Genomic DNA, 11,965 nt, shown 5'->3' with positions numbered 1-11,965 from the left:
TCGTCTTCAGATAAGGTATATAAAGAATTTATGCTTTTTGCAATAGGAAGAAATATAAATAAATATCATCGTTTTCTCTACGCAAAACTAAAGAAATTTGAAGGGAAAGCACAGGAGAAAACAGCATAGTAAAAAATGCAAAAGCAAAATTTCAGCCAAGGGGTTTTTATGCCCAAAAATAGACAGTATAATAGAAAAACAAAATATCCTGACAAAGTCACAAAGCCAAAATGCCTTGTATTTGTCAGGATATTTCTATTTAGTTCTGTAGGGATTAAAATTCAGTATTTCCCGACAGCTCGTTTTGTATGTAAAAAGATGCAGGGGAAATCTATAGTTAGAGAAAGAGTAAAATAAAATTATAACAAACATTTTGGGTTTACATAATTTATATAAAAAGTATAATAAAGTTAGATGTAAGAAAGGGCATTTAAGCTAAGATTATTTGATTAGATAGTGTTGCAAAAGTCCTGGCAGTAAATAAAAAACTTTTATTAAGAAGCTGATAATTGTGGAGAAAATACGGTAGTGGAGTGAAAAAATGAAAAAAAGTAAGATTTTTATAGGTATGTTACTTTGCCTATGTTTATGTGGATGCACTAAAAAAGCAGATAAGGATAGAGATAAGAAAGAAGGTTATGAGTTCAAATATAAAAGTGGTTATTATACAAGTGAAATTAATGATAATAATGATGCAATATATGTAATTTATTCGCATGATGGGATAGGTGATGATGTGGAATGGGGAGGTGATGATAAGGAAATAATCCCTAATAAATATGCTATAGATAATGATGTACAGCAGAGAGTTTGGGATACTTCTTTGGATGAAAATAATAAACCGCTGAGATTTATAAAGAATATTACAGAGCTTGATAAATTTAATGTTGATATATATGATATTAGAACAGGGGAAAAGCTTAAGACAATAGATGTGAAAAGTATATTTGACAAGGATGATAATATAAAACCTGACAGACCATATACAGCATTGACATTAGAATATGATGGAAAACCATATATTAAGGTGCGATCTGAAAAAACAAGTGAAGATATAGAAAATGGATATAAAGATAAGCTAAAATCTGTATTTATTAATATAGAAGATGAAACATATTTTGAAGATTGGGCAAGGGATGTTTCAGATAGACAGAGTAAAGGTGAAAAGATAGCGGTTGTTAATAAACGGGATATTTTTAATGAGATACTTTTAAAGCAAAATTCACTTTATTCATATATTACTGTTAGTTCATTCTCAAATTGGGAAGGTTTCATGGATGTATATATATATGATATAGGCAGAATTCCAAAAGAGAGTAAGAGACTTTATGGATTATTCCCGCATTTAAGGGAGAATCTGGATAAACTTATAGCAAAAGGAGAAAGGGCTAAAGTGACCTTTATGTTACCTGACAGTATAAGCGATAAGGAATTAGCGGATATGTTTTTTGAGAATGACGAGGATATATCGTTTGACGGAGTGATAGTAGATGGCATACATTCGGTAGACGGATTACCGCATAAGATTAATAATTTTGACGACTTTAAAAAGTATATTGAACCCGAGGATATGGAAAGGTCGAGATATAACCCTATACCTGATAACAGGTAAATATATTGGAATAGGAGTAGAGGGATGAAGAGAAGACTTTTATTATTTGTATTTTGTATAATATTTTGCATCGGATGTGGCAGTAAAGATAAAAAGGTGGATGAAAATACAACCAATAAGAATTAGCGAAGGAAAGGAAGGATGATGTAAAAGAAGAATATAAAGATAGCATATATAATGGCAAAAAGAAAGAATTTTTAGATGAACTAGAAGAGCGCAGTAATAAAGGTAATAAAGACGGCGATGATACTAAAGACGACAATGACAATTAAAGCCAGCAACGATATCAGAGACAATAAAGACAGTAATGATAATAAAGGTAGCAAAGATAGTAATGGTGAAAATAAGGACTCAGTTATTAAGTCTATATGGTATGGGGGTGAGGATGTTAATGTTTTAAATATGGATAAAGCAGAGGTTGAGGAGGCACTGCAAGACTTGGATAGTGCTTGGAAAGAAACTTTCAATGAGGATTTGCCTTCATTGGATAAATTGCTCGATAATATTGACAGTAATGGAGTAAATAAATGAGAAAAATTAAAATTTTTATATGTATATTACTTTGTTTGTGCTTATTGGGTTGTACTAAAAAAACATATAAGGTTGAGAGAGGAGAGTATGATCTTACATATAAAACCGGTTATTATGCAAGTGAAATTAATGAAGATAAAGATGCATTGTATGTAATATATTCACATAAGGGGATAGGTGATGATACTAAATGGGGAGGTGAGGATGATGATATAATCCCCAATAGATACGCTACAGATAATGATTTGCAAGGGAGATATTTGGATACTTTTTGGGATGAAAACGGAAATCCTTTGGGATTTAATTTGAAAACTACGGAGCTTGATAAATTCAATGTTGATATATATGATATTAAAACAGGAAAAAAACTCAAAACAATAGATGTAAAAAGTATATTTGATAATGATGATAATATAAAACCCGACAAACCATATAAAGCAATTGCATTAGAATATGACGGGAAACCGTACATTATGGTGTGGTCTGAAAAAACAAGCAAAGATATAGAAAATGGATATGAAGATAGGCTAAAATCTGTATTTATCAATATAGAAGATGAAACATATTTTGAAGATTGGGCAAAGGATGTTTCAGAAAGGCGGAGTAAAGGAGAGAGAATAACTGCTGTTGATAAATGGGATATTTTTAATGAGATACTTTTAAAGCAAAATTCACTTTATTCATATATTACTGTTAGTTCATCATCAGTATGGGAAGGTTTTACGGATGTATATGTATATGATATAGACAGAATTCCAAAAGATAATAAAAAACTATATGGATTATTTCCAAAATTAAAGGAAAATCTGGATAAACTTATATCCGAAGGAGAAAGGGCTAAAGTGACCTTTATGTTATCTGACAGTATAAGCGATAAGGAATTAGCGGATATGTTCTTTGAGAATGTAGAGGATATATCGTTTGACGGAGTGATAGTAGACGGCAGGCATTCGGTAGACGGATTACCGCATAAGATTAATAATTTTGACGACTTTAAAAAGTATATGGAGCCGGAGGAGATGGAAAGGTCGAGATATAACCCTATACCTGATAACAGGTAAATATATGGGCAGAGGAGTAGAAGGATGAAGAGAGCTGTTTTATTATTTGTATTTTGTATAATATTTTGTATCGGATGTGGAAGTAAAGATAAAAAGGTGGATGAAAATACAACACATAAGATTGTAAATGACGGTTACACAGTGACATGGGGAATAAAAAATAATCTGCACGGGCTTTGGATTAGTGAAGACGGAAATGCCCTCTGTGCGATACAGGATAATGATATAAAAGAAAGTGAAGACCCTGTAATAAGATATATGCTATATATACCTTTAAAATATGCTGTGGAAGTGAATATGACAGTGAATTCAAACAGAATGAGGGATGTAAATACAGATAAAACATATTTGGAAAGAAATATAGAAAATTTTGACGTAAAGGTTTATGGTATAGGAGGTTGGAAGATAAAAAATGAAATAGATGTTCTTGAAATTTTAAAAGAAAAGAATATGAATATAATGCCTACCGACTATACTATGTTCACAACAAGAATGTATGAAAATAAGCCCTGTCTTGTATTTGGGGCGGAAGATATAGTGCCTTCAAATGAAGATAAGAACAATAATACAAAAAGGATGATATATATTGATGTAGAGACAGGAGAGCTGTTTGAAAAAGAGTATGAAGATATCATAGGGGATTTGGAAGATGAAAACAGAATAAACCTAATATACACATCACAATTTAGTAAGTTTATGAAACAAAATATGGGCAGGGTGATGTGGTCAGATTTTGATACGAACTATGTAAGAACATTAAGCTTTTTTGAATGATGCAGGCAGATACACTTTACTGATATAGAAGATATCTCGGAAAATAATACAAAGCTGTTTAATATGTTCCCTAAACTTAAGAGCTTATACGATGAAATAAAGAAAAATGATATAAATGAAGGAAGGGCAAATACTGCAGTGGATATAGTACTTACAGGTAATCCAAGTGAAGAGGAAATAATGTCAATTATACTGCCTGAGGGTAGAGAAGTGTCTTTTGATGGAGTTAAAATAAGTGCTGAAAATTCAGTAGACGGAAAAGAGCATGATATTCATAGCTTTGATGAATGGAGAGAATACTGTAAACCCGCTAAGGATCCAGGTAAATATGCATCACCGGTAGTTAAGTAATAGGATAGTATGAAAAATTAATTATAAAAAGCTCCAACTATGTTAAATCGGAGCTTTTTAAGTCGAACAAAAATACAATAAAAAATCTCTCCTACCTTGAAAATGAGCCGTATTTGTGGCATACTTGTTCTTAGTGTCTCAATAAGAATTTGAATATTCTGACATAGTTTAATTGTTATACCGCCTTTGGGGCGGATAAATTTATATAGAAGAGGAGTGCTCATGAAAAAGGGATATTTGGCGGCTGCAGCATTACTGTTATTTTTGACAGGCTGTGGCGGAAATAAGTCATATTCATACCATCCTGATCAAAGCTCTATATTTATATCCAGGGACGGCACACTAAAGTCCGCCTTGGTTGAAGAAATAGATACAGAAGCAAAGAGCGATGAGCTTGAAAGCTTTGCCAATACGGAGATAGAAGACTTTAATAAGTTAAATGCAAATAATCAGGTAAAACTTGAGGATGCCACAATAAAAAAGAATGTGGCAAAACTTGTATTTTCATACAGCTCATTTGAATGTATGGAAGAGTTTGCAAAGTTCACTCAAGACAACAGCTTTGATTTGAATTCTGTAGAGGTATACAGTCTTAAGGATATTGATGTCTCAAAGATGAACTCAATAGATATACCTGACGGAATCAAAGGTGATTATATTGCGATAATAGACGGTAAGGCCGATGTGTATACAGAGGGAGAAATCACCTATGTATCAAATGATATCGAGTTTGATGATAATACTGCCAAGGTAGATGGCTTTAATTATATTATATTTAAATAAAAGGAGAAATTCATGGAATATAGCATGGAAAAAATCATAGCACTGGCAAAATCAAGAGGATTTGTATATCCGGGTTCAGAGATATACGGTGGTCTTGCAAATACCTGGGACTATGGTAACTTGGGTGTTGAATTAAAGAATAATGTTAAAGCTGCCTGGTGGCAGAAGTTTATAAAGGAGTCACCATACAATGTAGGTGTGGATTGTGCTATTTTGATGAATCCACAGACATGGATTGCATCAGGACATTTGGGAAGCTTCTCAGATCCTCTTATGGATTGTAAGGAATGCCATGAGAGATTTAGAGCGGACAAGATCATTGAAGACTATATGCAGGAAAATAATGTTACTATAGACGGTAGCGTGGATGCATGGTCAAATGATGAGATGAAAAAGTACATTGATGAGCATGAAATAGCTTGTCCAACTTGCGGTAAGCACAATTTTACAGATATCCGTCAGTTTAACCTTATGTTTAAGACTTTCCAGGGTGTAACAGAGGATGCTAAAAATGTGGTTTATTTAAGACCGGAGACAGCACAGGGTATTTTTGTAAACTTTAAGAATGTACAAAGAACTTCAAGAAAGAAAGTACCTTTCGGTATAGGACAGATCGGTAAGTCGTTTAGAAATGAGATCACTCCGGGTAACTTCACATTTAGAACAAGAGAGTTTGAGCAGATGGAGCTTGAGTTCTTCTGTAAGCCGGGTACAGACCTTGAGTGGTTTGAGTATTGGAGAGGTTTCTGTAGAGACTGGCTTATAGCTCTTGGTATCAAAGAGGAGCAGATGAGACTTAGAGACCATGACAAAGAGGAGCTTAGTTTCTATTCAAATGCCACAACAGATATAGAATTCCTCTTCCCATTCGGTTGGGGCGAGCTTTGGGGAATCGCAGACAGAACAGATTATGACCTTGGTCGTCATCAGGAAGTTTCAGGACAGGATCTTACATATTTTGATGATGAGACAAGTGAGAGATACATTCCATATGTAGTAGAGCCTTCACTTGGTGCAGACAGAGTTACTTTAGCATTCCTTTGTGCGGCATATGATGAGGAAACTCTTGAGGGCGGAGATACAAGAACAGTTCTTCACTTCCACCCTGCACTTGCGCCTGTAAAGATTGGTATTTTACCGCTTTCAAAGAAGCTTAATGAGGGTGCTCTTAAGATATCTGAAGAATTGTCAAAGTATTACAATGTAGAGTTTGATGACAGAGGAAATATAGGTAAGAGATATCGTAGACAGGATGAGATAGGTACACCGTTCTGTATTACATATGACTTTGACTCTGAGAATGACAATGCTGTAACTGTAAGAGACAGAGACAGTATGGAGCAGGTAAGAATCCCGATAGCAGAGCTTAAGGCTTACCTTGAGGACAAATTCAGATTTTAAAATTTAACTTATTTTGAGTAGAGCTTTAACTTCACTTTTGTGGAGGGAAGCTCTAATCAACTTTAAACCGGTAGCGAAAGGAAGAGATTATGGCACATTATAATCATAGTGCAATAGAGAAGAAATGGAAGAAAAACTGGGAAGCAAATCCTGTAAATGTTGATGACGGAAAAAAGCCAAAGTACTATTGCTTGGATATGTTTCCATACCCTTCAGGTTCAGGACTTCATGTAGGACACTGGAGAGGATATGTAATATCTGATGTATGGAGCAGATATCAGGTGCTAAAGGGACATTATGTAATTCATCCTATGGGTTGGGATGCATTCGGTCTTCCTGCAGAGAACTACGCAATAAAGATGGGAGTTCATCCTGCAAAGTCTACAGCAGAAAATGTAGCTAATATCAAAAGACAGATAAATGAAATCGCGGCACTTTATGATTGGGACAGAGAAGTAAATACTACAGATCCGAACTTCTATAAGTGGACACAGTGGATATTTGTTCAGATGTTCAAAAAAGGTCTTGCATATGAGAAGGAATTCCCTATCAACTGGTGTCCTTCATGTAAGACAGGTCTTGCAAACGAAGAGGTTGTAGACGGCAAATGTGAGAGATGTGGAACACCTGTTACAAAGAAGAATCTTCGTCAGTGGATGCTAAAGATAACAGCATATGCAGACAGACTTCTTAATGACCTTGACAAGCTTGACTGGCCTGAGAAGGTTAAGAAGATGCAGTCAGACTGGATCGGAAAGAGCTATGGTGCAGAGGTAAACTTTAAAGTAGACGGAAGAGATGAGAATATAGTTGTTTATACTACAAGACCTGATACTCTTTACGGTGCTACTTTTATGGTACTTTCACCTGAGCATGAGCTTGCAAAGAAGCTTGCCACCGATGATCAAAGAGAAGCCGTTGAGAAGTATATCTTTGACAGCTCTATGAAGTCAAATGTAGACAGAATGCAGTCAAAGGAAAAGACAGGTGTATTTACAGGTTCATATGCGATCAATCCTTTAAATAATGCAAAGACACCTATTTGGCTTTCCGACTATGTTTTGGCTGACTATGGTACAGGTGCTATTATGTGTGTACCTGCACATGATGACAGAGACTTTGAGTTTGCAAAGAAATTTGATCTTCCTATAGTTCAAGTTATTGCAAAAGACGGTAAAGAAATCGAAAATATGACTGAAGCCTATACCGATGCTGTAGGCACTATGATAAATTCAGGTGATTGGAACGGTATGGAGAGTGCCAAGTTAAAGCTTGAAGCTCCACAGATGATAGAAGAAAAGGGTTATGGTAAGAAGACTACCAACTACAAGCTTCGTGACTGGGTATTCTCAAGACAGCGTTACTGGGGTGAGCCTATTCCGATAATTCATTGCCCACATTGTGGAAATGTACCTGTACCTGAGGAGCAGCTTCCTCTTGAGTTGCCTAAGGTAGAGAGCTATCAGCCTACAGGAACAGGTGAGTCGCCGCTTGCAGCTATTGACGAGTGGGTAAATACTACTTGTCCTGTATGTGGTGCTGCCGCAAAGCGTGAGACCAATACCATGCCGCAGTGGGCAGGTTCAAGCTGGTATTTCCTTAGATATGTGGATCCACACAATGACAAAGAGCTTGTAAGCAAGGATATGGCAGATAAGTACCTACCTGTAGATATGTATATAGGTGGCGTTGAGCATGCTGTACTTCACCTTCTTTATTCAAGATTCTACACCAAGTTCTTAAATGATATAGGTGTGGTTGACTTTGATGAGCCTTTCACAAAGCTTTTCAATCAGGGTATGATAAACGGTAGTGACGGACAGAAGATGAGTAAGAGTAAGGGAAATGTGGTTTCACCTGATGATCTTGTTCGTGACTATGGCTGTGATGCTCTTAGAATATATGAGCTTTTTGTCGGACCGCCTGAGCTTGATGCCGACTGGGATGACAGAGGTATCGAGGGTGTATCAAGATTTTTAAATAAGTTCTATAAGCTTGTAATGGACAATAAGGATAAGAATGTAGAGGCCGACAGAGAACTCTTAAGAGTTCGTGCAAACCTTATTTCCGATATTGAGCAAAGATTTAATGCATTCAGCTTAAATACAGTTATCGCAGGTTTCATGGAGTACAATAATAAGCTTAATGAGCTTAGCAAAAAGAACGGCGTGGATAAGGAAACATTAAAGGCATTTACAATATTGCTTGCACCTTTTGCACCTCATATAGGTGAGGAACTTTGGGAAGAGCTTGGAGGACAGGGGTCGGTATTCCATGCAGAGTGGCCTACATTCGATGAAAGCCATAAGGAAGTGGATACAATAGAGGTTCCTGTTCAGATAAACGGTAAGACAAAGCTTGTTATTGAGCTTGATGCCAATGTAAGTAAGGAAGATGCCATAGAGGCAGGCAAGAAAGCACTTGCTGAGGCCGGAAAACTGGAAGGAACAATAAGAAAAGAAATATATGTTCCAAAGAAGATTATAAATATAGTGGTTGGATAAAAACAAAGGAAGCTGTTGAGGAAACTTAATGGCTTCTTTTTTATTATATAGAAGAGAACATTGGATAAATATTGGTATTAAAGTATAAAAAATACCGTTATTTTTGGTGTAATATATAAAAATGTATCTTGACAGCAGGGTTAGGCAGTGCTAACATAAAAATATCAAAGGGGGATAAAACCATGAAAGTAAAAGATATTATTATTGTTAGCCTACTTGGAGTAGTAGGATTTGTTATCAGTATGTTATCCGGAATGGTAACGCAGATATTTGGGACTTATGGTGTTTTTATTCATGTTTCTATAGGAAGCTTATTATGTGCACCAATTTATTTTGTTATGTGTCATAGAATTCCTAAAAGGGGAACAATTTTTATTTATTACCTATTATCCGGTATTATTTATTCTATTATGGGATTTATTCCTATGCTACCTATTATGTTAGTTGCAGGTGCTGTGGGAGAAGTTTGTATAGGCAGTAGTTATAACTATACAAATGATATGAGAATCAGTATATCATATGTGATTTCTCAAGTTATTTATGCATTACATGGATTTTTCTTTATACTTTTCCTAGGAGTAGAAGGCTTGGTAAAAACTTTCCCGAATTTATTTACTTTGGAAAAAGCACAGATGGTAAAAGATACTTATTTGAATCCTAAAAATCTGTCGATTATACTGTTTATAGAGATTTTGGCAGCAATCATAGGTACATTACTGGGTAAATATATTTACAATAAGTTCTTTAACAGAAATATTGAACAATCAGGAATATTATCTTAATATGCTTTGAGAATATGAAAGTAGAAATGCAAATCAAACCTATTTCGATAGGCATTCTCATGATAATTTATACAAGCATTGCATTCTTTAGTACAATGATTGTTTATTGGTTAATGTTAATTTTTAGTTTCCTGTTAGTTTTTGCTATAAAAAAGAGGGAATCAATTCGGCTATTTGCTTTTTATATAATATTGTTTGCCATTATTTGGTTGGTTCCAAGTGAGATTTTCTATTATGGATGGCTGGGTGCACTTTATACAATGGTACTTATTGTACTTAAGCTTTTTCCAATATGGATACTTGCGGTTATATTATCAGGTTTTAGTACATCCACAATTATATATTCTCTAAGAAGTATACATTTACCAAATTATTTATGTATTGGAGTAGCTATTTTTTTTCGATTTATTCCGGAATATAGAGAGTATTTATCTGAGATAAGAGAAGGGTTAAAAGCTCGTAATATAGGAATTAATATATTTAGACCGATTTATAGCTTGGAACTATATCTTGTTCCAATGATTTATAAGGCTTTTGAAACAGGTGAAACTTTATCATGTGCTTTAATTACAAAAGGGATTGAATATGATTGTAAAAAAACTTCATATCAAGATCTTTCTTTTACATGGAAAGACTATGGAGTTATTTTAGTTGGATTAATATTTTTAGGTGTTACTATATGTCAAAAATTATAAATGTTGATATAAAACAATTTTCATACAATCAGAAAACTATTTTGGAGAATATCTCTTTTTCTGTAGATAAGGGTGAATTTATTGTTATTACAGGATTGTCAGGATGTGGAAAAACAAGCTTATTGAGGCTATTAAACGGTTTGATTCCTACATTATATGAGGGGAATATGACCGGAGAAATAAATATCTTAGATAGGAGTATTTCTGACTATAAGGCGGGAGAAATTGCAAAATATGTGGGAAATGTATTTCAAAATCCTAATGATCAATTTTTTTCAAAGGATGTTGAAAATGAAGTGGCACTTATCGGTGAGAATATGGGCATGGAACGGTGTATGTTACATACACAAGTTGAAAATGCCATTAAAGAAACAGGCATAGAGGATTTAAAAACTAAAAATGTAAGAGAACTTTCAGGTGGACAAAAACAGAAGGTTGCTATAGCATCAACACTGGTATTTGACGGTGAAATTATTCTCTTAGATGAGCCTTCGGCAAATCTGGATTATAAATCAACAAATGAGCTTGGAAGAATTTTAGAACATTTAAAGGCATGTGGAAAAACTATAATTATAGTGGAACATAGACTGTCGTATTTATTACCGTTAGTTGACAGACTGATTTTGCTTAAAGATGGAAAAATAGAAGGAATCTTCTTATCAAAAGATTTAACATATGAGATGGAATATAAAAATGAACTGAGGACTTTTAATAATAATAATCTAAAAGCAATTATGAAAGCTCCGGATGATAATCAATTGGTAAAAATTGAAGAGGTATATGTAAGTAATAAGGGGTATAGCCTACCGGAAACTGTCAATTTTAATCTGAATCGTGGAGAATGTATGGCTTTAATAGGTGATAACGGAATAGGAAAGACAACGCTTGCCAAACAGCTGACAGGGCTCATTCCATTAAGGAAAGGTTATACATCATATGGTAAAACCGTAAAGGACAGATTATCTAATGTAGCAATAAGTCTTCAAAACTGTAGCAATATGTTTTTTTGTGAAACTGTTGAAAAAGAATTGATTCCTAAGGATAAGTTAAAAGACGGGCAATATTTAGAGGAAGTTAAAAGATACTTGATTAAAATGGATTTGTGGGATAAAAGAATGTTAAATCCACATGATTTATCAGGTGGAGAAAAACAAAGACTGGCAGTTATTCTAGCTTTGATTAAGGAATCTAAATTAGTTATTTTAGATGAACCTACAGCAGGGCTGGATTATAGGAGAATGAAGCTGGTTGCAGAGGTCATTAGCGAAAAAATCATTAATACCCCGGTTATACTCATAACACATGATATTGAGCTTATCTTTAAAGTTTGTAATACCGCATATATGCTTTCAAAAAGTGGAAATAGAAAAATAGTAATTCGTGGAAATGAAGATAAGATATTAGGTTTTTTCAAAAAGGATGATATAAAATATAGAATTAATTAGTTACAATCAGGTTTCCATCACGCTTT

At 34.4% G+C, this 11,965-nt stretch carries 11 protein-coding genes and 1 pseudogene; all 12 read left to right on the top strand.

What is annotated here, in order from left to right; translation table 11 throughout:
* Positions 1-129, top strand: a pseudogene (locus EHV10_RS15635) (transposase); the annotation flags it as partial.
* A gap of 412 nt (positions 130-541) precedes the next feature.
* Positions 542-1,612, top strand: coding sequence for a hypothetical protein (locus tag EHV10_RS11730; RefSeq protein WP_128674803.1), 1,071 nt, complete (start codon positions 542-544; stop codon positions 1,610-1,612).
* 243 nt (positions 1,613-1,855) lie between these two features.
* Entirely contained in the window at positions 1,856-2,143 is a 288-nt protein-coding gene (locus EHV10_RS11725; RefSeq protein ID WP_128674802.1) for a hypothetical protein, read from the top strand.
* A complete protein-coding gene (locus EHV10_RS11720) occupies positions 2,140-3,204 on the top strand; it encodes a hypothetical protein (RefSeq protein ID WP_128674801.1) in 1,065 nt (354 codons plus the stop codon). Before EHV10_RS11725 ends, EHV10_RS11720 begins: the two co-directional genes overlap by 4 nt.
* Positions 3,205-3,228: 24 nt before the next feature.
* Entirely contained in the window at positions 3,229-3,978 is a 750-nt protein-coding gene (locus EHV10_RS11715) for a hypothetical protein (protein WP_243116134.1), read from the top strand.
* Between the two features lie 63 nt (positions 3,979-4,041).
* Positions 4,042-4,329, top strand: coding sequence for a hypothetical protein (locus EHV10_RS15030; RefSeq protein WP_243116133.1), 288 nt, complete (start codon positions 4,042-4,044; stop codon positions 4,327-4,329).
* A 222-nt stretch (positions 4,330-4,551) separates the two neighbouring features.
* Positions 4,552-5,112: a hypothetical protein gene (locus tag EHV10_RS11710; protein WP_128674800.1), complete on the top strand. Its 561-nt coding sequence runs from the start codon at positions 4,552-4,554 to the stop codon at positions 5,110-5,112.
* A 12-nt stretch (positions 5,113-5,124) separates the two neighbouring features.
* Positions 5,125-6,513 carry a glycine--tRNA ligase gene (locus tag EHV10_RS11705; protein WP_128674799.1) on the top strand — a complete coding sequence of 463 codons (1,389 nt, stop codon included), beginning with the start codon at positions 5,125-5,127 and terminating at the stop codon, positions 6,511-6,513.
* 89 nt (positions 6,514-6,602) lie between these two features.
* Positions 6,603-9,017, top strand: a complete 2,415-nt coding sequence (gene leuS / locus EHV10_RS11700) for a leucine--tRNA ligase (RefSeq protein ID WP_128674798.1) — start codon at positions 6,603-6,605, stop codon at positions 9,015-9,017.
* Between the two features lie 182 nt (positions 9,018-9,199).
* Positions 9,200-9,799 (top strand): MptD family putative ECF transporter S component, encoded by a 600-nt coding sequence (locus tag EHV10_RS11695; RefSeq protein ID WP_128674797.1) that lies wholly within the window; start codon positions 9,200-9,202, stop codon positions 9,797-9,799.
* 14 nt (positions 9,800-9,813) lie between these two features.
* Positions 9,814-10,494, top strand: coding sequence for an energy-coupling factor transporter transmembrane component T family protein (locus EHV10_RS11690; RefSeq protein WP_128674796.1), 681 nt, complete (start codon positions 9,814-9,816; stop codon positions 10,492-10,494).
* On the top strand, positions 10,479-11,939 hold the full coding sequence (locus EHV10_RS11685) for an ABC transporter ATP-binding protein (protein ID WP_128674795.1): 1,461 nt from the start codon (positions 10,479-10,481) through the stop codon (positions 11,937-11,939). Before EHV10_RS11690 ends, EHV10_RS11685 begins: the two co-directional genes overlap by 16 nt.
* The last annotated feature ends 26 nt before the right edge of the window (positions 11,940-11,965 follow it).

It is taken from the genome of Lachnoanaerobaculum gingivalis (assembly GCF_003862475.1).
Lineage (GTDB): Bacteria > Bacillota > Clostridia > Lachnospirales > Lachnospiraceae > Lachnoanaerobaculum > Lachnoanaerobaculum gingivalis.
The sequence above is the reverse complement of the archived record's forward strand: the minus strand, read 5'-3'. Positions and strand labels throughout refer to the sequence as shown.